The organism is Salinibaculum salinum (genome assembly GCF_037645885.1).
Lineage (GTDB): Archaea > Halobacteriota > Halobacteria > Halobacteriales > Haloarculaceae > Salinibaculum > Salinibaculum salinum.
Genome location: NZ_JBBENW010000005.1, coordinates 47144 through 69855 on the forward strand (window position 1 = coordinate 47144; position 22712 = coordinate 69855).

Below are 22712 nucleotides of genomic sequence, written 5' to 3' on the forward strand. Positions count from 1 at the left end.
GGTGAAAAGGACTACCGGCTCAGGCGGCGTCTTCGGCCGCGGCCTCAACTTCGTCGTAATCCGGTTCGACGCCGGGGTCGTCGCTGACCCACGCGTACGTGACGGTGCCGTCGGTGTCGACGACGAAGACGGAGCGCTTCGCGACGCCGTTGACACCGAGGCTGTCGAAGTCCATCGAGATGTCGTAGGCGTCGATAAGCTGTTTGTCCGAATCGCTGATGAGGTCGAACTCCAGACCAAGTTGCTCGCGGAACTCGTTCAGTGCAAATGGAGAGTCGACGCTGACACCGTACACTGTCGCATCGATCTCCTCGAAGTTCGCCAGTCGGTCCTGGAACTCGTTCATCTCGTGGCTGCAGACACTCGTGAACGCGCCAGGGAAGAACGCGAGGACGATGGGACCATCCTCGAGGGCGTCCGAGAGCGAGAAGTCGCCGACATCGCCGTTTGCAAGTGGTGCAGTGAACTGGGGTACATTGTCGCCTTCCGATACCATATCCCCCGATTTGGCTGCCTCAATAAAGTTGCTTGCGACTCTCGATTGTGATTGACAGGCTGGTGCTACTCGCTTGCAGATCGCCTAGCCACGCCGGACTGGTCACCCTCCCGGAGCGGATGTGGAAATGACAACTAGGAGAATTTACAGCCACCGACTACTCACGGATACGTTCACGGTAGCTATCGACTGGTCATGATAACGTCTCATCCTACTAAGATATGGGTTATATTAGAACCAGATTCATCACATATGAGAGTAGAAAGGTTGTACTATCGATCCGGTTTGCAAACGCGTTTCGGGCACTGGTCGGTCCAAAAAGACTATAATCGGCAGTTGGCAAGAAGAGGATAGCAATGGTAGAAACAATGGTTCCCCTGTTCGGACCAGTGCCGGGGGGTATGGAGATGGTCGTCATCCTGCTGATCGCAGTGTTGCTGTTCGGTGCAAACAAGATTCCAAAGCTCGCGCGGTCGACCGGCGAAGCGATGGGTGAATTCAAGAAGGGGCGACAGGAAGTCGAGCAAGAGCTCGAAGAACTGCAGGAGGGCGACTACGAGGGGTCGAGCGAGGAACCGACGACGGAGAGCGCGGGCGACGACGAGGACATCGAGTACATGGACACCGATTCCATCGACTCGGAATCCACCGAAAAGTAACGGCTGATTTCGGTGAGGGAGTGGTTCCCGCCCGGCATCGACTGAACTGTCATCGTCGAGAGCGATGACCGAACTGTTATATTCTCCCCGCATTCAGTCGGAAACACCACCGCGTACAGCGGACAGGGGACACATGCCACTACTCGTAGACGTACGCCAGTTGGCCGTCATCAACGAACTCATCAAAGACGGAGCCAGCAACGTCGCATCGTCGTTCGGGACACTGGCCGGCGTCGAGACGACAATCGACATCCAGTCACTCGCGTTCGTCGACCCGGACGACCTCTCCGACGAGATCGGGGCCGAGGAGGTGTACGCCGCGACTATCGACCTTACCGAGCCCCCCTACGGCTCGTTCATGTTGACCTTCTCCGACGAGACGGCAGCGGCCGTCGCCGAACTCGTCGCGGGCGAACCCGTCGACGGTGAACTCACCTCGATGCAAGAGAGCGCGCTCCAGGAAATGTGTAACATCTGTACCTCTGGATTCATCGACGGGTTCGCCAACACGCTAGACACGACCATCAACATGGGGACGCCGACGCTGAAACACACCGACGGGCAGGCAATCGTCGACAACCAGCTCTCGCACGTCCGCGACGAGAGTATCGCTATCGTGCTCGACTCGACAGTTTGTGTCCCGGAACGCAACAAAAAACTGGAACTGCACGTGTACCTCGTTCCGGCACCCGGCGCGTTCGTCAACCTCCTCGACAACATCGACCTGGACGCGTTCGAGAGCGATTCCACCGGTGAGATCCCGAGTTAACGCACCGGCGACCCCGTCTCTGGCTGGCGGTTTCGGTTGCGACAGTCGAAAGCACTAACCCACTCTGCCCGATACCACGGAGCAATGCCCATACTCGTCGACATCCGGAAGCTCACAATTATTGGGAAACTCATCCAGCACGGGGCGAAAACCGTCGCCTCGTCGCTGTCGACGATGGCCGGCATCGAAGCCGACGTACAGATAAAGAGCCTCTCCTTCGTCCAGCCGAGCGACATCTCGACGGAGATGGGCGACGGCGAGATGTACCACGCCAGTATTCGGCTGACCGAACCGCCCTACGGCGTCTTCGTGATGACGTTCGACGACCAGACGGCGGCGACCATCGCCGAGGAGATGACCGGCCAGCCGGTCGACGGGGACCTGAACCAGATGCACCAGAGCGCGCTGCAGGAGATCTGCAACATTCTCACCTCGGGATTCATCGACGGAATCGCGAACACGCTGGAGACGACTATCGACATGCAGACGCCGAAACTGGAACGGGACCACACCGACGCCATAGCCGAGGACACCGTCTCGCACGTCCAGATGGACTCGCTGTCTATCGTTCTCGACTCGCTGGTCGACCTCGCAGATGAGGACACCGAATTCAAACTTCGCATCTTCCTGATACCCGACCCGGGGTCGTTCGTCAACATCATCGATAAGCTCGACATCGAGGAGATACGCGAGAAAGACAGTCTCGCTGACGTGTATGGCGGCGAAGGCGCATTTTGAAGGTGCTCGCGCCGAAGCCTCGCGTATGTCGCTCGTGAACGCAGGCGTCTACGTCGTCCACCTGCTCGTCGCAGCACTGTGGACCGGAAGTGTACTGTTCGTCGCATACGCCGTCCTCCCGCTCGGGAAAGATGGGAGCCTGAACGCAGCTCCACTCGGCGCGCTCGCCGGGAAGCTCACGACCGTTTCCCGGGCCAGCGCGCTCGTGCTCTTTTTGACTGGCGGACACATGGCCGCCTACGCCTACACCGTCGAATCGCTGACCGGGAGCCCGCGGGGCCATCTCGTTCTCGGAATGCTCGTCCTCTGGTTCGTACTGGCCGGACTCGTGGAAGTCGGAGCAAGTAAGATTACGGACGGGACCGACCAGGACAAGGTCCGCGAACCGGCGCGCAACGCCAGCCCCTTCTTCCAGGCGGGAGCCGTCGTGGCCCTCCTCCTGCTCGTCGACGCGGGATTGCTCGTTGTCAGCGGGATGGGCATCTTCATCCTATAGGTCGGCGTCGACGTGGTCGACCGCTTTCAGCGCGAGTGCGCCGATCGTCAGCGTCGGGTTCATCGCTCCCGACGCCGGGAAGACGCTGCTCGATGCAATCGTGAGATTACTCACGTCATGCGTGCGCAGTCGCGCGTCGACGACGCTCTCTTCAGGGTCGGTTCCCATCCGCGTCGTCCCCATGTGGTGATAGCCGGGACCGGTGTTTGTCGGGCCGACTGTCCACGAGATGTCGACGCCGAGTTCCTCGAGAATCGCCGTCTGGATGGCGTTCGCTCGGTCGAGCGTGCGCTCGGTCCGGGAGTCCAGCGACCACTCGATGTTCGGAACCGGATTGCCGTGGTCGTCCGTCGTCGAGGTATCGAGCGTGATGCGGTTCGAGCGGTCCGGGCGCTGGCCGACCAGTCCGCCCACGGCGATGCTGTTGCCGTACGCGTCCCGGAGATCAGCCAGTAGTTCGTCGCCGAACGAGCCGCCCGACAGAGCGAGTTCGACGGGCGACGGGCCGGCGTAGTTGAAAAATTCGAGTTTCATCGGGGCGAGTGGCTGGTCGGTCGCCGGCACGACGACGTTCCCGTCTCGGTCGCGGACTGCCTGCCCCGGGTCGTCGTAGAACTGGTGAGTTTCGCTGGTCAGGAAGCCGATGTGGTTCTGCCTGGTCCGCTCGTCGATGGTGCCGCCAGCACCGGCAAACAGATGATCCATGAAGAATCGACCGACGAGGCCACTGCTGTTGGCGAGCCCGTCGGGGTGGGCTTCGTTCTGGGAGAGCAAGAGGAGCCGCGGAATCTCGACCCCGCCGGCGGCGAGGACGAACTGGCGGGCCTCCTGTCGGTGTGTCTCCCCATCAGGCGTCGCGTAGACCGCGGCAGTGATACTGTCCCCGCTCTTGCCCGTTTCGAGGCGCTGGACCGGGGCGCGGTCGACGACACGCGCACCGCGCTGTTCGGCCTTTTCGACGTGAACGTCGGCGCTGTACTTCGCGCCCGAGGGACAGACTGGCTGGCAGGTTCCGTAGCCGACGCACTCGCTCCGGCCGTCGTATCGCTCCGAGTTGCGGGCGTTTGGCACCGAGTGCATCGAAATCCCGAGTTCTTCGCAGGCGGGAGCAAACAGCGAGTCGCTGTGACTGGGCGGAAACGCCGGCATCGGAAACGGCTCGTCTCGCGGCGGCGCAAACGGATTGTCGGCGGCCCCGGAGACGCCGAACGCTCGCTCGACTTCACTGTAGTAGGGCTGCATATCGTCGTAATCGATGGGCCAGGCAGGGTCCTCGCCGGTGCCGACAGTGCCCGCAAAATCAGATTCGTGGAGGCGCATCACCATTCCCTGCCAGTGGAGTGTCGACCCGCCGACACCCTTCACGCGGGCGACGTTGAGTGGGTAGTGTCGGTCGCCGTCGCTGGTGAACGCATCGCGCTCGCCACCCATATCCCAGACGTCCTCGTCGATGCCTGGCCGAGTCGCCCGCTCCATACGCCGGATTCGACTGCTGTCGTCGAATCTCGGTCCCGCTTCGAGGACGACCACGCCGTGGCCCTGGTCAGCCAACTCCGCGGCCATCAGTGCGCCTGCCGGTCCCGCCCCGACGATACAGACATCGACGCGCGACTCCGGAGTTCTGTCTGTCGCCATCGCTCCCGTTCGGCGTTGATTAGGCGAGCCTAAACTTATGGCTTGGCTTTCGAGTCTGGGGGAATCCTTTTCAACAGCGCGCGAGACAGCACGCCCATGTCAGTCCCCGACACGACGACGGTAGACCTTCCGAACGGTGAGCGAATAGCCTATCGGGAACGCGATGGCGGAGAGGTTCCGCTCGTACTCCTCCACGGCAATATGAGTTCCTCGATCCACTGGGACATCGTCTTCGAGCGGATGGACGACCGGTTTGCCCTCTACGCGATGGATATCCGCGGGTTCGGTGATTCTTCCTACGAGAACTCAGCTAACTCGATTGCAGATTTCGCCGCCGACGTGCCGATGTTCGCCGACGCAGTCGGGCTCGACGACTTCCACCTCTGGGGGTGGTCGGCAGGGAGCGCCATCGCGATGCAGGTGGCCGCCGACACCGAGCGTGTCCGCCGGCTGGTCCTCATGGCGCCGCCGAGCACGCAAGGGTTACCAGTCTTCGAGAAAGACGAGAACCTCCAGCCGACCGAGACTGTCCTGACTACCCGCGAAGAACTCGCAGAGGACCCCGTCTCCGTCGCCCCCGTTCTCGCCGCACTCGAAGCGGGCGACGCCGAGACAATGAAAGAGATCTGGTCGCAGGCAATCTTCGTCCACGGAACGCCCGACGAGGAGCGGTTCGACCGCTACATCGAGGAGACGCTGAAGCAGCGCTGTCTGCTCGACATGGACTACGCGCTCGTCCACTTCAACATCTCCGCGGAGGACAACGGTATCGAGCCGGGCACCGGCGAGGTGACAGACATCGACGCGCCGACGCTCGTCCTCCGCGGCGAAGACGACCTGATAGTCAGCCGGGAGATGTCCGAGCGCGTGACGCGAGAGATCGACGACGCACGCTACGTCGAACTGGAGGGGTGTGGACACGCACCGGCCGTCGACGACCCCGAACGACTGCTCTCGGATGTCGAAGCGTTTCTGACGGCCTGAGCCGGAAGGCGAGACTACCGATTAAGCGTGAGAAATTCGGCGGTAGAGGACGTACGAGTACACCGTCGGGAGGAGGGCCGCAAGCGCCAGCGGGGCGATAGCGAGCACCTCGAAGTACTGGGGGAACGGAATCGCCAGCAGGGCGATGAGGCCAGCAACTTTGAACAGGATGCCGCTCCGTTCGTGGGTTCGGGTCCAGACCTCCTCGTTGCTGAGCGTCCACGGCGTTCGAATGCCGACGAACCAGTTCTGCTTGGCGTTCTCGACGACGAAGCCGAAGACGATGCCGACAACGGCCAGCATCGGTGCGACGACCTGTGCCATCTCGAAGCGGTAGCCGAGGTTGTATCCCAGCACAGCTCCGTGGACGTAGGCGAGGATTGCGACGGTGACGATGGCGGCGAGGTCGTAGTAGGTCTCGAACTGGGCAATGTTCTCACCGAGCGGGTCGATGCGCGGGATGACAGCGTACATCCCGAGAATCGCGAGTTCGAGTGCGGGGACGAGTGCGACTGCGAGTTGTTTGCGCATGTAGTCGTCGGGCGTTCCGTCGGCCGTGAAGTGAATCGCCATCTGGTTGGGCAGGTCCGGATAGGCGAGAACCGATGCGAGGGCGCTAATCAGGACGATTCCGAGTCCGGCGAGGGCGCGGTGTTTCTGTGACATTACTGGCTCCACGTCTACGTTGAACACCCCATTCAATAAACGAACCAACAGAACTGCAGTCGCTGTTTCTCGCCCCCAACTTTGAAGTGGATGATCTCGACAGGACACTTAGTCGTCGCCGCTGCCAGGCTTCTCGGCAGGTCGTTCGACGGGGTCGGTGACTCCGATGTCGGGTCGCGAGTCCGCGCGCTCGCTCGCTTCCCGGTCGACTACACCCGGGCCGGAGTCGACGCCTCGCAGGTGAACGTCCTGCTGTGGGAACGGAATCTCGATATCGGCAGCGTTCAGCCGTTTGTAGATTTCTCGGTTGAGCTTGTGCCGTGCTTTGGCAGCACGAGTCGGTGACCCGACCCAGCCCAGGAGTTCGTACTCGAGCCCCGAGGGACCGAAGTTCCGAAATCGCATCCGTGGTTTCGGCGAATCCATGACCAGTTGTTCTTCGGCAGCGATCTCCTCGACCAGTTCCTCGAAGGCGTCGATATCGGTGCCGTACGCGACACCGATCGGAACTTTCACGCGGCGACGGCGCTGTGGCGCGGACTGGTTGATGACTTTCGCGGCGTTGAGCGCCGAGTTGGGCACGACGATGAGTATCTCGTCCCGGGTCAGCAGCGTCGTCGAGCGAATTCCGACTTTCACCACTGTTCCCGATTCGCCGGAGTCGAGTTCGATGTAGTCGCCGAGTTTGTACGTGTCGTCGAAGTACAGCGCGATGCCGCCGAAGAAGTTAGCGACGGTGTCTCTGGCGGCGAAGCCGATTGCGATACCCGCGATGCCCGCCGCGCCCAGAAGCGGGGCGATGCTGTACTCCCAGATAGAGAGCAACACGCCGATAGTGCCGATGACGACGACGAGCGTCCAGACGTTCGAGAGGACGGGCGCGAAATCGAAGCGCGAGCCCTTGTCCTTGACCTCTTCGACTAGTCGATTGATGATTCGGTTCGCCGCAAAGGCCCACGCGAGAACGATAACCGATAGCGATGGCTTCCCGAAGAACGTGTCCAGTTGGTCGCTCGTGACGAGCACGTACTCGGTAACGGACGGAATCTGCGTCAGCAGGTAGACACCGGCGAGCCCGGCCGTGAGCACCACCGGGAGACGGAGTTCGCTGACGACGATGTAGTCGTAGTCGGTCTTCGTCCGACTGGTGTACTGGAGAAGCGAGCGCAGGACTACAAACTCCAGAACGAACGCGAGAACGAGCGAGAATCCGACCAGAAGCAAGGTCGCCTGCCACGCTGGCACCGCAGCAAAGAGATCGACCAGTGGCTGCAGTAGATGACTGTTCATTACTTCCCAGATGCTGGCGGCTGAATTAACTGTTGCTCTCAGTAGTACGACCGATTTGTCGACGATAGCACACCGCTGAATCCGAGCAGGTATTTATATTTTTGGCTGTAGTTGCTGGGGGAGCAATCACGCTCGGTTTCCTTTATATGTCGAGTACGTACGGATAGTTGCATGGTCCAGTACAAGAGCCGTCCAGCGCTCCTCGCAGTACTCGCGTCAGTCATGTTGTTGACGACGGGTATCGCGGGAGCCGCGTTTGCTGGTTCGCCCTCCACGACAGTTGCACAGACAGACGAAGCAACGACCGACGAACCCGATGGCGAGGAAGTCATCGATTCGTTCACCGAACGGCTGGAGACGATAGACACTATCGAGTTCACTCGGGTTACCGAGACCGAATCAAATGGCGAGACGATGGAATCGACCGAACGCGTCTCGGCGGACCTGGACGCCTTCCAGAAGCGAACCGAGACGATAGACTCGACGTTCCGAAACAACACCACGACGGTGGTCAACGAGAGCACGTCGGTCACGTACAACGAAGATGAGAACACAGTCACGGAGTACGAGTACCGTGGAGACATTCTCCTCCCGATGCTCGAACAGCTGGCGAACGAATCTGCGATCGATTACGAGTATCTCGGCACCGACACTGTCGAGGGACAGGACGTCTACGTTCTCGAGGGAACCCCGACAGAGCAACTGGACACTGAATCCAATACGTCACTTACCGTCTACCTCGGAACGGAGACGCGGTTCCCGGTTCAGATGGCAATCGATGTCGAATCATCGGAGTACGACTACAACTACAGTTCGACGATTACCTACAAGAACGTCACGCTGAACGAGGCTATCCCCGAGTCGACGTTCGACATCGACGTGCCCGACGATGCGACGGACCCGACAGAGAATATCGGACCGGACATCTCAACGTACGAGACGCACGACGCAGCTCAGTCCAACGCCGATCTTTCGGTCCCCAGTGCGGAACTGGCCGAGGGGTACGAGTTCGACCAGGCCCGCGTCATCGACGGTGACGGGTATTACACCGTCTCGAGCACGTACACCGACGGGACGGACCGAATCACGGTCAGCATACAGAACGACAACCCCTTCGATTACAGTGAAGTCGAGGACTACGAAGAGGTCTCCATCGGCGAGAGCACCGGCTGGTACGCCGAATACGACGAGTTCAGCTTCCTCCACTGGAACAGTAACGGACAGTCCTTCAGCCTCTACGGACAACTCTCCGAGGAAGAAACGCTCGATATCGCAGCGTCAGTCGCCGACGAATAGTCATCGGAACGGCTGCCGTTCCGTGAATCTGAAGCGGCAGTGACGTTCACAAGCTTTTTTCCAAATTCACATAAATATAGTAGCAATGGCCGCCAGCCGTGACGAATACCTTCTTTTTTTCTTGTTCGTACTCGGACTCGTCGCCGCCAGTGCCGGACTCATCGTGGGACTCGATGCGCTCGTCGGCGAGGGAGCACCGACAAACCAGACAATAGAGGAGAACGCCTCGGCGCGGTTGGAGTCAGTTGACGGGCTGACAGCAACCCGCGAAGTCGTCATCACACGCGGCAACGAAACGAGTCGAACCATCGAGCGCGTCGCTCTCAGACCGGGCACTGGAGACATCCGAGCGTCGAGGCTGTCCGGAGCCGGACTTGCTGATGTCCGCGTTTCGAACGACTCGACGCTGTGGCTCTACGACCGCGACACACAGACAGTAAAGCGACTCTCGGTGGAGCGGACAACCGGTCGACTTGACCGGGTCGTCCGACTGGTTTCGCAGTTGAATCTGTCGAATGAGTCGTCGGCAGAGCCATCGACAGACGATGTCGGCGTCTCTCCACTGCCCGTCGTCCCTGCTGGAGGGCAGAGCCAGCAGACGGTCGGCCCTGCACAGACCCAGAGCAGTTACACTGTCACGACTGCGGGGACAAAAACGGTCGACGGCCGCTCGGCGGTCATGGTCGAGCTCGCCCAGACGAGTTCTGTCTCTGAACCGGTCGCGAACTTCACTCAGACGCTCTGGCTCGACTCGGAGTGGTACTATCCGCTCAAACAGCGGACCGCCTGGACGCAGGGCGGTCAGCGACGGACGCTCACGACGACCTACCGGAACGTGACGTTCAATCCGGAATTCGCTTCGGGGACGTTCGTCTTCGACCCGCCGTCCAACGCGACGGTAGAGACGCCCGACACACCGGACCAGCAGCAGTACGACTCGGTCTCGGCACTGCGAGCCGATGCGGCACTCTCGGTCCCAGCGCCGACCGTTCCAGACGGTTTCGCACTGGCAAGCGCAACCCGCACGACGGGGCGAATCGATAGCATCGGGCTCCGCTACGTCAATTCGAGCAGCGTCCTCACCGTCGCAAAACTGGCACCGAGCATCGAACCGCGAACCGATGGCGAAACCCTCACCGTCGCTGGCCGGCGCGCGACGTACCGAAACCTCGGCCCCAGACAGGTCATCACCTGGACGTGCAACGGCGTGCAGTACAAAATCGGAGGGCGAAATCTATCACAGGAGCAACTCGTCGATATCGCTCACTCCGTCGGCTGTGAATGACCGCCCAGACACCCTCCCAAAGAGGTCGCCGTTCTACTCACTCCCGCGAGACGGTGTGGGTGAGCTGACCGACGCCCTCGATCTCGACGGTCACCTCGTCCCCGTCGGAGAGCGCGCCGACGCCCTCGGGTGTTCCGGTCGCGATTACGTCGCCGGGTTCGAGCGTCATGTAGGTGGTAATCTCTGCGATGAGTTCCGGCACCGAGAAGATGAGTATCTCGCGAGAGGACGACTGGCGCGTCTCACCGTTCAGCCGAAGTTCGATACTGGCGTCGTCAGGAACGTGCTCGGGGGTCGCCAGCACCGGACCGAGCGGCGCGGCGTTGTCGAAGGCCTTCCCGCGGACCCAGTTCTGTTCGCGGTCCTGGTCGTCGCGGTTCGACACGTCGACCATGCAGGTAAAGCCCTCGACCACGTCCATCGCGTCGCTCTCGTCGACGTTGCGACACTGTTCGCCGATGACGACACCCATCTCGGCCTCGTAGTCGACGCGCTCCTTGCCCGCCGGAAGCGGTACGTCGCTACCGGGGCTGGCGACGGCGTTTGGCGGTTTGAGGAAGAGCAGCGGCCGGTCGGGCAACTCCGAATCGCGTTCGTCCGCGTGGTCTGCGTAGTTCAGACCGATACAGACGATTTTCGACGGCTCACACGGTGCGAGTACGTCGACCTCGGCTGGGTCGTACGTCTGGCCACCGAATCGAATCTGGCCGCCCGTCCCTGCCGTCTCGGTATCCGCGGGGTCGCCGTCGGCGTCAACCCACTCACCTGTGCGGACGCTGCCTGCCGGGTCTCGAAACCGGACCTGTTTCATGCGCAGGGGTTCTCCCGCCGCAAAATAAGGGTTTGTGAAATGCTCGGGCAGTGGGGTTTTGGGCGAGGACGGTGATTCGGTCAGTATGTCTTTCGACCCCACCGCTGTCACGACGCTGACGTTCGACTCCTACAGCACACTAGTTGACGTCGACGCCGCCGAGCAGGCACTCGCCGCGCGCGTCGACGACCCCGAACCGGTGTCGAAGCTCTGGCGCTCTCGGTCTATCGAGTACACGCTCGTCAGCAACCACATCGACGCCTACCAGACCTTCTACGAGATGAACCGGGACGCGCTCACGTACGCACTCGACGCCCACAGCGTCGACCTTCCCGACGAGGAACGCGAGGAAATTCTCTCGGTCTACCACGAACTCGACGTGTTCGACGACGTTCGCGAGGGGATGCAACGCCTCCGCGAGGCCGGCTACGACCTCTATGTGGTCTCTAACGGGAATCCAGAGATGCTCGACTCGATGGTCGACCATGCCGACATCGATGGCCTGCTAGAAGATACTATCAGCGCCGACGAGGTAGAGACGTTCAAACCTGACGCCGAAATCTACCGCCGCGCGGCCGCTCGGACCGGAACGCCGATCGAGGAGATGGCCCACGCCGCAGCGCTGTGGTTCGACGTTCAGGGCGCACAGCACGCCGGGATGCAGGGTATCTGGATGAACAGAAAGGACACGCCGTGGGAACCGTTCGACGGTGAACCGTCGCTGACTGTGGGGACGATTCACGACATCGCGGACGAACTCGACGCGTAGGTCAGGGAAGCCCGAACACTCGCAGTAGCCACCGCGCCGACTGCAGTGTCAGGAGCGTTGCGACTACCAGAATCGGCGCGCCACGGAGCAGATTGCCACGCCAGGAGCGCCTGGATTCGGGACGGTGATGACTGGTCTCGACAGGGGACCAGTCGGTTTCACCGCTCGTCGCGTACTGGATGTACGCACGGTAGCAGAGCTTGCCGCCGGTGCGAACGCCCAGTAGGCCCACGACGAGCGGAATACCGAAGAAGACGAACGTCGTCCAGAGGTCCGGCTCCATGCCCGGTCGTCAGGTCCTGACCAGCCTAAACGTTCTGGGGCATCTGGATTGAGTGGGGGAGTGAGAGAGTGGGTGAGCGGGGAGGTAGAGTCGGTGGGAGGGGTGACGCCAGCGGGTGACTTTTCCGCGTTCGGACCAACGAAAGGGTGTATGTCGACCATCGAACCGGGAACGCTCCTCCCGAACGACCGAATGCAATCACAGGCGCTCGACGGCGACGTGACACAGATCCACCGTGGCCAGCAGTACGCCGACGAGGGCGACACCTTCGAAATCGACGGCGTCACGTTCGAAGTCGTCGAAGTCAGCGAGCGGACGCTGGGTGACATGACCGACGAAGACGCCCGCGCAGAGGGTGCGAAGGACCTCGACCACTACAAACAGATTCTCGAGCGCGCCCACGACAACTTCGAGTGGGATGACGACTCCGACATCGTGATGCACCGCTTCGAGCGGCAGTAGTCCAAGTGCGGTGAGTCGCCGTGGACGGCTGTCGCAGACGACCGACCGAACTGTTTTTGCCGGGGGACAGACAAGCAGACGCCGATGGAGATTCTCGTCGTCGGTTCGGGTGCGATGGGTCGCTGGCTGGGGACAGCCCTCTGCGAAGACGCCCCCGAGCCAGTGGACCTCGCCTTCGCCGACGCTGACCCTGCGGCCGCAACTGCCGCCGCAGACAGCGTCGGCGGTCGCACAGTCGCAACTGACACCGACGAACAGTTCGACGGCGTCTGTCTCGCCGTCCCGATTCCCGCCGTCGGCGACGCGATTCGAGGCTACGCCGACCGTGCTGAGCGCGCGCTCCTGGACGTGTCCGGAACGATGACCACGCCAATCGAGGTGATGCGCGAGGTGACACCTGACCGCGAACGGGTCAGTCTTCACCCGCTCTTTGCACCGGCGAACGAACCGGGGAACGTCCCGCTCGTCGCCGACGCGACCGGTCCCGTCACCGAGACGGTCCGGTCGGCGCTCGACGCCCGCGGCAACGACCTCTTCGAAACGACGGCAGCCGAACACGACGAAGCAATGGAGACAGTACAGGCTCGCGCGCACACTGCCGTCCTCGCGTACGCACTCGCTGCCGAGGATGTCGACGAACGGTTCCATACGCCGATTTCGAGCGAACTCGACGCGCTCGCCGGACAGGTCACCGACGGCGAAGCGCGCGTCTACGCGGATATTCAGATGGCCTTCGACGGGGCAGCGGATATCGCCGCGGCTGCACAGCAGATTGCCGAGGCCGACGCCGAGGCGTTCGAACGGCTCTACGACGACGCCGGTGAGCGATGACTGATTCCCAGCGCCAGGGGATTCTGGACAACGCGAGGTATCTCCAGAACGTCCGCCCGATCGACCCCGAGGAGATCTGTGAGTACGTCGAGGGACACCCGCATCCGGCAGTCGTTCGGCAGACGCTCCGAGAGGAAGCATCCGAACTCTCCCTGCTCGAACGTGAGGACGGTACCTTCGTTCCGGCACCCGAGGGAACTGCCGAGGTGTCCTTCGACGGTGTCGAGCAGTTTCCTGAATCGTACGCGCACGTCCTCGAAGACATGCTCGTCGCCGAGTACGGCGCTGGCTGGCCTGACGGCGAATCCGGTGACCGCCTGCGAGCGCGGATTCGTAACTTGAAAGATAGCTATCTCCAGCGCGAGGCAGTCGAGTACGACGACCAGACGGCACTGTGTTACGCGCTCTATCATTTGCCAGCGTACTACGCGACGGTGCAGTACGTCCTCGCGGACCTGGTCGGCGATGGACTCGTCCCCGCGAGCCCGACGATTCTCGACGTTGGGGCTGGTGTCGGTGGTCCTGCGCTGGGGATTGCCGACCTCTTTGGTGAGGATGATCTTGTTACCTACGACGCAGTCGAGCCGAGCGCTGCGACCGGCGTACTCGACCGATTTCTCGACGAGACCGGCCGGAACTTTCACGCGACGGTACACCAGACCACCGCAGAGGAGTTCGTCCCCGAGCGAACGTACGACTTCGTGCTCTTCTCGAACGTTCTCTCGGAACTGGCAGACCCCGCTGCGGTCGTCGAGCGCTACGCCGATGCCGTCGCGGAAGACGGTTCGATTGTCGCACTCGAACCCGCGGACAGAAACACGGCGACGGGACTCCGCGAGACAGAGCGAACTGTCGAGCGGGAGGCGGGGCTGACCGTTTACGAACCGACGGTTCGGCTCTGGCCCGGCGAGACACCGACGAGTGAGTCGTGGTCCTTCACCACCAGACCGGACCTTGCCGTGCCACCCTTCCAGCGCCGACTCGACGAGGGCGAGCGGTCCAGCCCAATCGAGAGCGAGGAACGCGAGCGCGGGGACGGTGAGTTCGTCAACGTCGACGTGCAGTACGCTTACGGCGTGTGGCGACACGCGACCGAGACGCGGATTGCATACCGGCCGGACCCGAATCAGGTGGCGAAGATGGCCGACGCCGACGACTACGTCACCGACCGCGTCAACCTCGCAGCCATCAAGCTTAGCGACAACCTCGCCGACGAGGACGCGAATCCGCTCTACCTGATTGGCGACGGGAGCCAGCGACAGGACCACTACGCGGTCCACACTGGCGAGTCCGCACTGAATCACTCGCTGGCCCGAGCCGGCTACGGCGAAGCGCTCCGGTTCGAGAACGCGCTCGTCCTCTGGAACGACGACGAGGGGGCGTACAACGTCGTCGTCGACACCGAGACCGTCGTCGACCGAGTGGGGTGATGCCGGTGGTTGCACTTTCGGGAACACCATCCTTTTGCTGACGCCGACCTGACAGCGGATATGGCTGGGCCGGACATCCTGCTGACAAACGACGACGGTATCGACGCCACCGGGTTGCGAGCGCTTGCAGACGCCCTCTCCGAGATTGGGTCGGTGACTGTCGTCGCGCCGGCGGACGACCAGAGCGCCGTCGGTCGGGCGCTCTCACACTCCGTCAGCGTCAACGAACACGAACTGGGATATGCTATCGAAGGGACACCTGCCGACTGTGTCATCGCCGGGCTGGAAGTGCTCGCTCCCGAAACGGACCTCGTCGTCGCTGGGTGTAACCAGGGCGCAAATCTCGGAGCGCACAATCTCGGCCGCTCCGGGACTGTGAGTGCCGCCGTCGAGGCGACCTTCTTCGAGACGCCGGCGCTTTCCGTCTCTCTGTACATCCCCGTCGCCGGTGATACGTCCTACGACGACGTCGATGTCGATGTCGAGGCGTACGAACAGGCGACCCGCTCGACGAGATTTCTCGCCGACCACGCCATCGACGCCGGCGTCTTCGAGCAAGCCGACTACCTCAACGTCAACGTTCCCGTTCCCGAACAGGCCACTGGCGAGATGGTCGTCACTCGTCCGTCGCGCGTCCATCGGATGGATGCAGTCCGAGACGGAGAGCACGTGAAACTACAGGACGGAATCTGGGAACTGATGGCAAACGGAGATATTCCGGACGCAGCGGGGACGGACCGCCGTGCCGTCGTCGATGGCCACGTCAGCGTCTCACCACTGACCGCTCCACACACGACCGAACACCACGAGGCCCTCGACGGTCTCGCCGAAACGTATCCCGATACGGCTGGTACCTAACCGCCAGCCGCGGCAGTTCGACAATTGTCGGCCCCGGAATCAGCAACACACTTTGCTCGGGTGCCTCTCCGGGCGGGTATGAAGACTCTCGTCGACTTGCTTGACCGCAACGCCGACCACGCCGAGGCGTTTCAGTCCCGCTTCGGCGCCGTGCAGGACGCTCAGTATCCCGACGCAGTGACTGTCTGTTGCTCGGACTCTCGGGTCCTCCAGGACCACATCTGGGGCAACGACGAACCAGGGCACCTGTTTACGTGTGGCAACATCGGCAACCGCGTCGTCCAGCGGACCGACACCGGCCTCGCCGTCTCCGGAGACGTGCTCTATCCCATCGCACACACCGAGACCGACACTGCAATCGTGATGGGTCACACCGGCTGCGGTGCGGTAACAGCCACCTACAACGCCCTGACCGACGGCGTCTCGGAACCAGCCGGTATCGAGCACTGTCTCTCGCTGCTCGAACCGTACATCGAACCCGCGCTCGACGAACTTCCGAACGATGTCGACCGTGCGGGGGAAATCAACCGTCTCGTCGAGTACAACGTCGACAGACAGGTCGACTTTCTGCTCGACAGCGACGACGTGCCGGACGACACCGACATCGCCGGCGTCGTCTACGACTTCCAAGACGTGTACGGTGGCAGGCGCGGCGAAGTCCACGTGATCAACGTCGACGGGGAGACTGCCGTCGAGACACTTCGTGCATCGTATCCCGACATCGAATCGCGAATCGAACGGCTGTGGGAGTACTGACTGACAGACGCGACCCAGGAGTGTTCGTCTCGGCCTGGACTGGCCGCGCCGCGTTTCCAGGTCACAGGTCGACGCCGAAAACATGCTCATAGCTGTCCTCGAGGCACCCAGATTGCCACCCAAATCATCATCACCACCGAGTGACTCGTTCCGACTGGACCGTCTGACTGAGAGCGCATATGTGAATATTTAAATAACGTATGAGATTCAGAAATGCGATACTGTTTATCGGATTGGCTATCGCGTGGGGGAGTGCCTTCACCGCTATTAAGGCAGGGTTAGAGTTCTTCCCACCGGTTCTCTTTGCCGCGTTCAGGTACGACGCGGCAGGTGTATTGATGCTTGGCTACGCTGTGTATGCGACCGACCAGTGGCTACCCCACAGTCGGGACGAATGGGTGCTGGTCGGTATCGGCGGGACCTTCATGATAGCTGCCTACCACGCGTTCCTTTTCATCGGAGAACAGGAAACGACGAGTGCCGCCGCGGCGATCATCGTCAGTCTCTCGCCAATCCTCACAACGGGGTTTGCACGGGCGTTCCTGCCGGACGAGCGACTCACGGTTCTCGGAACGGTCGGACTTCTCATCGGGTTCGTTGGAGTCGGTGTACTGAGCAACCCCGACCCGAACAACCTGCTGAATACGAAAACAATCTCGATGTTCCTGGTGTTCTTGGCCGCCGCTTCGTTCGCTCTCGGAAGCGTGCTCACCCGCCGCGTCGATGGAGAACTCCCGATCGAAACGATGGAAGCGTGGTCGATGCTCATCGGAGCGGGGCTGATGCACGGAGCAAGTATCGCCCTCGCTGAGTCTCTAACCGACGTGCAATGGACCGGTGAGGCGATCCTCTCGCTGCTGTACCTCGTCGTTGTCGCGAGCGCACTGGGATTCCTCATTTATTTCGACCTCCTGAATCGCCTCGGACCGATAGAAATCAACCTGGTGTCCTATGCTGCCCCGGTAGTGGCAGCTGTCACAGGGGTACTCTTCCTCAACGAGACGCCGACCGCCGACACCGTGGTTGGTTTTCTATTGATATTGGTGGGTTTCCTGCTACTGAAGCGGAACGCAATCAGTGCCGAATTCGACTCAGTTCAACTCCCGCTGTTGTCCGACCGGGAGCCGTGAGTGCCACTCAGTTAAGCCTACAAATACGATTTCGTTCCGGGTATTTCACACTTATCGCCGTGACAATTGGTCGCCCGTTCGATGGCCCCGAGGTCGGGCTCGTCGTCGTCGGACTCGCTCTGCCAAGTGTACTGAATCTGCCGCCCTGGGTCGATGACGAAGACGGCGGACCGAGCAACCTCACGGTGGTTGTCGATTTCATCGACGTTCTCGCGATTCGCGAACTGCCTCGACGGAGCCTATGTCGACGTCAGCCAGTCGTCCGGACAGTAGCTCACCGAGTTTGATTGCCGACTCCTCGTCATCGTCCTCGTCGGTCGGGTCCGACCAGTCCGGCGGTGTCGCGTAACTCCCCATATGGCTCGGTACAAGAGGTAGAAATAAATCAGTTTGGCCAGTCGTGCTCTGTTCCTGACTCGGGAACAGAGGCGAGCATCCGCGAGTTCGGCACCTTACCGACTCTCCCGCTGCTCCACTTTGTTCAGTTCGATGAGCAGGCGGAAGATCGCTTTCACCAGATTGGCGTCGACATCGAATCGCTCGGCGTTCTCGCCGGCGCGGTCCATAACGGCCTGTTCCTGCTGTTCGTCGGTCGTCGGTAGCCCCTGTTCGTCTTTGACCTGTGCAATCGTGTCGGCGACGTAGGTGCGTCGTGCAATGAGTTCGACGAGTTCGCGGTCGATGCCGCGGATTTCGTCGCGCAGTTCGTCCAGGGTCATGTCTTCGGGGTTTGCTCCCCCTTCGAGCGTCTCGTCTGTCATAGAACCTGTGTTCCCTCCGTCTGTGTCGTGGTCAACCACGTCTTGCCGTCGCGGGCGCCCCAGCGTTCGTGGATTTGTTCGAGTGCGTCGCGGTCACCAACTGCCGTAAAGCTCGGCCCGGTCCCGGAAAGCGACACGCCTGCGACGTCGTCCATCACCTCGACCATCGGGTCCGGCGAGAAGCCAAGTGCCGCACAGAACGCCAGTCCGTTGACTGTCATCGCTCGCGTGAACTCGCCGTCGAGTGCGAGTTCGGCGACAAGGTCAGCCATCGGCCTGATGTTTTGACAGCGGGCCACGTCGGCGTCGGCGCTGTAGGCGCGCTCCGGTGGCGTGTAGACCAGCACGTCCCAGTCCGGTTCTTCCCGAGCGAGAAGTTCGTCAGTTGTGTTGTCGGTGACGGTCACGCCACCGAGCATGCTGGCGCTGGCGTCGTCGAACGCGCCGGTTACCGTGACACCAACGTCACGAGCCACGTCGACACCGAGTCGACAGGCGTCTTCGCGAGAGAGTTCGTCGGTCACACCGAGTGCGTCGAGAGTCGCCATGACAGTCGCGTTGGCGGCTGCACTGGACGATTTGAGTCCCGAAGCCATCGGCACCTCGCTCTCCGTGTGGACCGTCCCGCCCTGGTTGTTGCCGTAGAACTCGACGACTCGTTCGACGCAGGCTTCGACAAGTCGCGTGTCCGCGTCGGGGTCCTCGGCGACGGTACCCGTGACGGCCTCGGAGCCGTCGAGTTCGACAGTCGCGGTGGTGTACTCGTCGATAGCGAACGCCGACCCGGTCCTGTTGGCGAGCGCGTTCAGAACCGTTCCGGCCGCCGGTGCCCGTGCCTGGCCCTCCATCGTGTCTGACTGTCCCACACGACCGTATTTACCTGTGGTGATTCCGATTGCCGACAACCGCAACCGACTTTCGCTCGCGTTGCCAACGGCGGGGCAATGAGCGATGACGTGGCGACCGGCGACGCTCCGGCGACCGACCAGCCGGAGTCAGAGACGCCAGCCGACGATCCAGCGGACACGTTGGCAGACGCCGACAGTCACGACGCCGCCAACGAAACGCACGGCGACTCGGTCCAGCCAGAGCCGACACCGCAAGCAGAAGCGCTGCGTCGCCAGCAGTTGTACGTCGGAGCCGGCGTCTCGGCACTGGCCGGCGTCGCCGTCGTCGTCGCCGGCATCCAGCAGTTCCCGGGCTTCTCGCTGCTCGTGTACCTCCTTTTCGGGATGGCGACCACGACGCTTCTGTTCGGCTTGCTCGTCGCCAGCATGTTCGCCAGCGCAGCGGAGTGACCGAAAGGGACGGCGTTTTCACTCGCCGCGTGTTACCGTCGGGTATGCACTCCCGTTCCGACGTTTCGCCGGACACGCTCCCCATCGAACTCACCGAGGACGGCATCGAAGTCGAGTATCTCGACGGCCGCGCAGTGTTCTACCGCGGCGTTCCCACCCCCGTCGAAGGGTCAGTCAAGACGGCCCCCGGAAAAGACACGCACGTTCTCGTGACAGACAAAAGCGAGACACAGGGCGTCCTCGTCTACGTCAACGAACGGAACACTGAAGACGCGATTCTCGAAGACACCGGTGTCGGTCGCGTCGTGCTCGACGACGGCGAAGAGACGACGGTGTTTCCCGGTGTCGCGGTCAGCGAGAGTGCGATGCGCATCGAGATCGACGCGGACACCGAGGCTGTCGACGGACGCGTCTTCGTCTTCGAGGAGGACGAACTCGGCGAGCGGTCGTTCGAACTCGTTCCTCCCGGGTCAACTGACGATAGCGATGCGGAGGGCGACAGCGGTGAAGACGGTGAAGACGACGTGGATTCCCAAGCGTAGCGTCGGACAGTGACGCTACTGAATGTAGGACGGACCCTCCGCGTCGCAGTTCTGTTCGTGTTGCCTGGCGTCCTCCTGTGAGTCGAACAACAGGCCACAGTGCTCACATTCGTACCACGTCATCTCGTCTCGCGTGGTCTGAGACACCATACCCCATACTGCGCTGTCGGGATGTATATGCGTTACTCCGGTGACGCTACCTGCTGTCGCTACTGACAACTGACCGAGCGGGTGAGTGTGACGGTAACGGCTGGACCAGTTGCAGTGAGCCGGATTGTCTCGTCACAACTCACCGACGTGAACGTTACAGTCTCGCGGTCACCGGGCGTGAGTCCGGTCGTGGTCGCGAGTGACGTCGAGCGGTCACCGACACGGACCTCGACGTTCGTAAACGAGGTGTCCGAGAACTGGTTCGTCACTGCAACTGTGAGATTCGTCGTCCCGTTGGTTACTCCCGACAGAGAGCGTTCCACGCCAAGCAGCGCGGTGTCATCCTCAGCGACCGACACCGTCACACTCCGGTCTGCTGTCGCCGAGCTGAATCCGCTCGTTCCGGTGGTGAGTGCGACCACCATAGCGATGGCACCGCAGACGACCAGTAGCGTCCGGACGTTCATTCGTCTCCCACCTCAGGCGGTTCCTCACGAGCGCCGAGTCGCATCCGGTAGTAGTTGTCGTAGAAGTGCCCAATAGAGGAGACCACCAGCGCCGCCACGAGGTAGACGCAGTACATCGACGGCGAGATGGCGGTAAACGGCGGGACGCCGAACCAGAGTCCCGCCAGACAGACGAGACTCAGTGCGGAGAGCCCCAGATAGTAGATACCCCAGGGAACGTCGCCACCAGTGAGCGAGTCGACGTAGAAGTTGGCGCTCGATGCCGCGTCGGTCAGTGCAACGACCCCCCGCTCTCTATCGAACTCGACGAACCCCTCGTCGGCCATCTTCGGGAGGTGGAACTGCCGGAGTGCGTTGCGAACGCGTTTTCGCTCTTTGTGGTCGAGTTCGTCGAGTCGCTTGTCGTTCTCCCAGCCGGCGACACACTCGGCGAGGTCGGAAATCGCTGCCCTGTTCCCAGGTTGCTGTTTCAGAAAGTGGATCGTGAAGCGGCGTCGCTGATTGCTCAGTACCTCAAGCGTCGTGTCCCGTGTGAACTCAGCACCGATATCTGGCGACTGGTTCGGATCTGGGTTTGCAGACTTGCTCATAGATTGGCTTGCAGCGATGCGGAGAGATTCGGAAGCGATACTCGTTCAACACTCGTGACATCCAGATATATTAGTAAACAGTAACAATTCGACTCAACAGTGACTCGGCGTGTGATCGATTAGTTTCTCGCTCTGAGAATATACCGTCATAGTCAGCCTGAACGTTCGTTCTGGTGGCTGTAGAGGCCGTTTAATCAGGAAAACCAAAACCGAGTTCAGTCGTTAGAATCTCGCGGTGTTCTGGTCGTTCAGGGGGTCTCTAACGGGAGTGGGCAGTCAAATATAGGATGTTTGCTACGCTGGCAGAGAGTGATTGTGTATGCTTCCCTGGCTGACCAGGGTGTCTATGTGACCTCTCCATAGACGCTATTCCTGGGTTACAAAGTCTCTCTCCGGGTTACAGAAGCTATTCATACCAAAGTGGGGGCTCCGTGATGGTCAGAGTGCGTGCCACCGACGGTTGGTCGGTCGCTGATGGCTCGGACGCGTGTCGGTGCGCAATCAAACGAGGGAGAACACAAATGCAACGACGCAAATTCTTGGTCGGAATGGGATCGCTCGCTGCCGGCGGGGCAGCTGCAATTGGTACTGGTGCGTTCACAAGCGCTACTACGGGAGAGCGTGATGTCGCGGTCAGTACTACGGATGACAGTGCTTCGTTCTTAGCGATTTATACGTCGGATTCTGATACGGCGGCTGATGATCCTGAGGGCACCAATCCTAACGGGCGGTACGCGAGTGAGACTGGTGACCCAGGAACCATCGAGCTCCACTTCAACGAGGACGCTAGAGGAACTTTCCCCACTGGAGACGGTGTCAACAAAGGGTCGGTTTATACCTTCGACGACGTGTTCAGAATCAGAAACGATGCTGCTGTCAACGGTGGCCCAACTGGGCCGACGGAAGTAGATGTCTGGTTGACGACGTCCGGGCTCCCCGGCGTGCAATTCTATGCCGAGGGCGATCCCGACGATCGACTTGAGGCGTCACTGTGGTCTCAAGGCGGCAAAAAGAGTAATTTCAATTCCGGCCAATCAGGTCTTCAAGTGGGAGTGAAAATCATCGAAGAGGACTACTCCGGGAACGATGTTTCCGGCACAATTACCGTCCACGCAGAAAAGTCACCTAGTAGTGTTCGTGACGAATAAATAAGATATACTCCGAGAGTGTCAAGAATAGTTTCCACACCGTGTCACGGAACTTCTCGGTGTGGTTTCTTCATGCGTTCGGGAAAGAACCAGTAGAGGAACTCCGGACCGC

At 61.2% G+C, this 22712-nt stretch carries 29 protein-coding genes; 17 read left to right on the forward strand and 12 right to left on the reverse strand.

All coding sequences use genetic code 11. The features are described 5' to 3' along the window. Positions 1-19: 19 nt before the first annotated feature. Positions 20-496: a redoxin domain-containing protein gene (locus tag WDJ60_RS06210; RefSeq protein WP_340099234.1), complete on the reverse strand. Its 477-nt coding sequence runs from the start codon at positions 494-496 to the stop codon at positions 20-22. A 356-nt stretch (positions 497-852) separates the two neighbouring features. On the opposite strand from WDJ60_RS06210, the gene WDJ60_RS06215 reads away from it, so the two are divergent. The 4 genes from WDJ60_RS06215 (at position 853) to WDJ60_RS06230 (ending at position 3158) form a co-directional block, all read left to right on the forward strand. Continuing rightward, entirely contained in the window at positions 853-1155 is a 303-nt protein-coding gene (locus WDJ60_RS06215; RefSeq protein WP_417750436.1) for a twin-arginine translocase TatA/TatE family subunit, read from the forward strand. 133 nt (positions 1156-1288) lie between these two features. Next, positions 1289-1924: a chemotaxis protein CheC gene (locus tag WDJ60_RS06220; RefSeq protein WP_340099235.1), complete on the forward strand. Its 636-nt coding sequence runs from the start codon at positions 1289-1291 to the stop codon at positions 1922-1924. An 84-nt stretch (positions 1925-2008) separates the two neighbouring features. Continuing rightward, complete coding sequence (locus tag WDJ60_RS06225; protein WP_340099236.1) at positions 2009-2662, forward strand: chemotaxis protein CheC; 654 nt, start codon at positions 2009-2011, stop codon at positions 2660-2662. A gap of 25 nt (positions 2663-2687) precedes the next feature. Continuing rightward, positions 2688-3158, forward strand: coding sequence for a transporter (locus WDJ60_RS06230; protein WP_340099237.1), 471 nt, complete (start codon positions 2688-2690; stop codon positions 3156-3158). On the opposite strand, the gene WDJ60_RS06235 is transcribed toward WDJ60_RS06230, so the two are convergent. After that, a complete protein-coding gene (locus tag WDJ60_RS06235) occupies positions 3153-4793 on the reverse strand; it encodes a GMC family oxidoreductase (RefSeq protein WP_340099238.1) in 1641 nt (546 codons plus the stop codon). The genes WDJ60_RS06230 and WDJ60_RS06235 overlap by 6 nt on opposite strands. 96 nt (positions 4794-4889) lie before the next feature. On the opposite strand from WDJ60_RS06235, the gene phaZ reads away from it, so the two are divergent. Further along, positions 4890-5777, forward strand: coding sequence for an intracellular short-chain-length polyhydroxyalkanoate depolymerase (gene phaZ / locus WDJ60_RS06240; RefSeq protein ID WP_340099239.1), 888 nt, complete (start codon positions 4890-4892; stop codon positions 5775-5777). 21 nt (positions 5778-5798) lie between these two features. Here the strand turns inward: phaZ and WDJ60_RS06245 are convergent, their stop codons facing one another. Together WDJ60_RS06245 and WDJ60_RS06250 are read right to left on the reverse strand one after the other, a co-directional pair. Then, positions 5799-6443, reverse strand: a complete 645-nt coding sequence (locus WDJ60_RS06245) for an SdpI family protein (RefSeq protein WP_340099240.1) — start codon at positions 6441-6443, stop codon at positions 5799-5801. A gap of 108 nt (positions 6444-6551) precedes the next feature. Next, a complete protein-coding gene (locus WDJ60_RS06250; RefSeq protein ID WP_340099241.1) occupies positions 6552-7733 on the reverse strand; it encodes a mechanosensitive ion channel family protein in 1182 nt (393 codons plus the stop codon). 171 nt (positions 7734-7904) lie between these two features. Here WDJ60_RS06250 and WDJ60_RS06255 point away from each other — a divergent pair, with 171 nt between their 5' ends. Continuing rightward, positions 7905-9029, forward strand: a complete 1125-nt coding sequence (locus tag WDJ60_RS06255) for a DUF4367 domain-containing protein (RefSeq protein WP_340099242.1) — start codon at positions 7905-7907, stop codon at positions 9027-9029. A gap of 85 nt (positions 9030-9114) precedes the next feature. After that, a complete protein-coding gene (locus WDJ60_RS06260) occupies positions 9115-10314 on the forward strand; it encodes a LolA family protein (protein WP_340099243.1) in 1200 nt (399 codons plus the stop codon). A gap of 37 nt (positions 10315-10351) precedes the next feature. Here the strand turns inward: WDJ60_RS06260 and WDJ60_RS06265 are convergent, their stop codons facing one another. Further along, entirely contained in the window at positions 10352-11125 is a 774-nt protein-coding gene (locus tag WDJ60_RS06265; protein ID WP_340099244.1) for a fumarylacetoacetate hydrolase family protein, read from the reverse strand. An 85-nt stretch (positions 11126-11210) separates the two neighbouring features. On the opposite strand from WDJ60_RS06265, the gene WDJ60_RS06270 reads away from it, so the two are divergent. After that, complete coding sequence (locus WDJ60_RS06270; protein WP_340099245.1) at positions 11211-11894, forward strand: haloacid dehalogenase type II; 684 nt, start codon at positions 11211-11213, stop codon at positions 11892-11894. Position 11895: 1 nt separating this feature from the next. On the opposite strand, the gene WDJ60_RS06275 is transcribed toward WDJ60_RS06270, so the two are convergent. After that, the gene (locus tag WDJ60_RS06275; protein ID WP_340099246.1) at positions 11896-12177 is read right to left on the reverse strand and encodes a hypothetical protein; all 282 of its coding nucleotides are present in this window, start codon (positions 12175-12177) and stop codon (positions 11896-11898) included. Positions 12178-12327: 150 nt separating this feature from the next. On the opposite strand from WDJ60_RS06275, the gene WDJ60_RS06280 reads away from it, so the two are divergent. The 6 genes from WDJ60_RS06280 (at position 12328) to WDJ60_RS06305 (ending at position 17644) form a co-directional block, all read left to right on the forward strand. Continuing rightward, positions 12328-12639, forward strand: coding sequence for an ASCH domain-containing protein (locus tag WDJ60_RS06280; RefSeq protein ID WP_340099247.1), 312 nt, complete (start codon positions 12328-12330; stop codon positions 12637-12639). Between the two features lie 84 nt (positions 12640-12723). After that, positions 12724-13470 carry a prephenate dehydrogenase gene (locus WDJ60_RS06285; RefSeq protein ID WP_340099248.1) on the forward strand — a complete coding sequence of 249 codons (747 nt, stop codon included), beginning with the start codon at positions 12724-12726 and terminating at the stop codon, positions 13468-13470. After that, positions 13467-14900 (forward strand): small ribosomal subunit Rsm22 family protein, encoded by a 1434-nt coding sequence (locus WDJ60_RS06290; protein WP_340099249.1) that lies wholly within the window; start codon positions 13467-13469, stop codon positions 14898-14900. The genes WDJ60_RS06285 and WDJ60_RS06290 overlap by 4 nt, the downstream gene beginning before the upstream one ends. Before the next feature lie 60 nt (positions 14901-14960). Then, entirely contained in the window at positions 14961-15758 is a 798-nt protein-coding gene (gene surE, locus WDJ60_RS06295) for a 5'/3'-nucleotidase SurE (protein ID WP_340099250.1), read from the forward strand. A 78-nt stretch (positions 15759-15836) separates the two neighbouring features. Then, positions 15837-16514, forward strand: a complete 678-nt coding sequence (locus WDJ60_RS06300) for a carbonic anhydrase (RefSeq protein WP_340099251.1) — start codon at positions 15837-15839, stop codon at positions 16512-16514. 200 nt (positions 16515-16714) lie between these two features. After that, complete coding sequence (locus WDJ60_RS06305) at positions 16715-17644, forward strand: DMT family transporter (RefSeq protein WP_340099252.1); 930 nt, start codon at positions 16715-16717, stop codon at positions 17642-17644. Between the two features lie 198 nt (positions 17645-17842). Here the strand turns inward: WDJ60_RS06305 and WDJ60_RS06310 are convergent, their stop codons facing one another. The 3 genes from WDJ60_RS06310 to WDJ60_RS06320 all read right to left on the reverse strand — a co-directional run bounded on the left by WDJ60_RS06310 (position 17843) and on the right by WDJ60_RS06320 (position 19253). Continuing rightward, positions 17843-18001, reverse strand: a complete 159-nt coding sequence (locus WDJ60_RS06310; RefSeq protein WP_340099253.1) for a hypothetical protein — start codon at positions 17999-18001, stop codon at positions 17843-17845. A 95-nt stretch (positions 18002-18096) separates the two neighbouring features. Continuing rightward, positions 18097-18405, reverse strand: coding sequence for a chorismate mutase (locus tag WDJ60_RS06315; RefSeq protein WP_417750437.1), 309 nt, complete (start codon positions 18403-18405; stop codon positions 18097-18099). After that, the gene (locus WDJ60_RS06320; protein ID WP_340099483.1) at positions 18402-19253 is read right to left on the reverse strand and encodes a shikimate kinase; all 852 of its coding nucleotides are present in this window, start codon (positions 19251-19253) and stop codon (positions 18402-18404) included. Before WDJ60_RS06320 ends, WDJ60_RS06315 begins: the two co-directional genes overlap by 4 nt. Positions 19254-19349: 96 nt before the next feature. Here WDJ60_RS06320 and WDJ60_RS06325 point away from each other — a divergent pair, with 96 nt between their 5' ends. Together WDJ60_RS06325 and WDJ60_RS06330 are read left to right on the forward strand one after the other, a co-directional pair. Then, complete coding sequence (locus tag WDJ60_RS06325) at positions 19350-19703, forward strand: hypothetical protein (RefSeq protein ID WP_340099254.1); 354 nt, start codon at positions 19350-19352, stop codon at positions 19701-19703. Between the two features lie 44 nt (positions 19704-19747). After that, positions 19748-20245 carry a DUF5796 family protein gene (locus WDJ60_RS06330; protein WP_340099255.1) on the forward strand — a complete coding sequence of 166 codons (498 nt, stop codon included), beginning with the start codon at positions 19748-19750 and terminating at the stop codon, positions 20243-20245. Positions 20246-20260: 15 nt separating this feature from the next. Here WDJ60_RS06330 and WDJ60_RS06335 read toward each other — a convergent pair whose 3' ends face one another. From WDJ60_RS06335 to WDJ60_RS06345, 3 genes are read right to left on the reverse strand one after another with little or no spacing between them, the layout of a single operon-like run. Beyond that, complete coding sequence (locus WDJ60_RS06335) at positions 20261-20395, reverse strand: DUF7128 family protein (protein ID WP_340099256.1); 135 nt, start codon at positions 20393-20395, stop codon at positions 20261-20263. A 59-nt stretch (positions 20396-20454) separates the two neighbouring features. Then, positions 20455-20862 (reverse strand): hypothetical protein, encoded by a 408-nt coding sequence (locus tag WDJ60_RS06340; protein WP_340099257.1) that lies wholly within the window; start codon positions 20860-20862, stop codon positions 20455-20457. Beyond that, positions 20859-21452 carry a DUF7344 domain-containing protein gene (locus WDJ60_RS06345; RefSeq protein ID WP_340099258.1) on the reverse strand — a complete coding sequence of 198 codons (594 nt, stop codon included), beginning with the start codon at positions 21450-21452 and terminating at the stop codon, positions 20859-20861. The genes WDJ60_RS06340 and WDJ60_RS06345 overlap by 4 nt, the downstream gene beginning before the upstream one ends. A 548-nt stretch (positions 21453-22000) precedes the next feature. Here WDJ60_RS06345 and WDJ60_RS06350 point away from each other — a divergent pair. Then, positions 22001-22600, forward strand: a complete 600-nt coding sequence (locus WDJ60_RS06350; RefSeq protein WP_340099259.1) for a DUF1102 domain-containing protein — start codon at positions 22001-22003, stop codon at positions 22598-22600. Positions 22601-22712 lie beyond the last annotated feature (112 nt).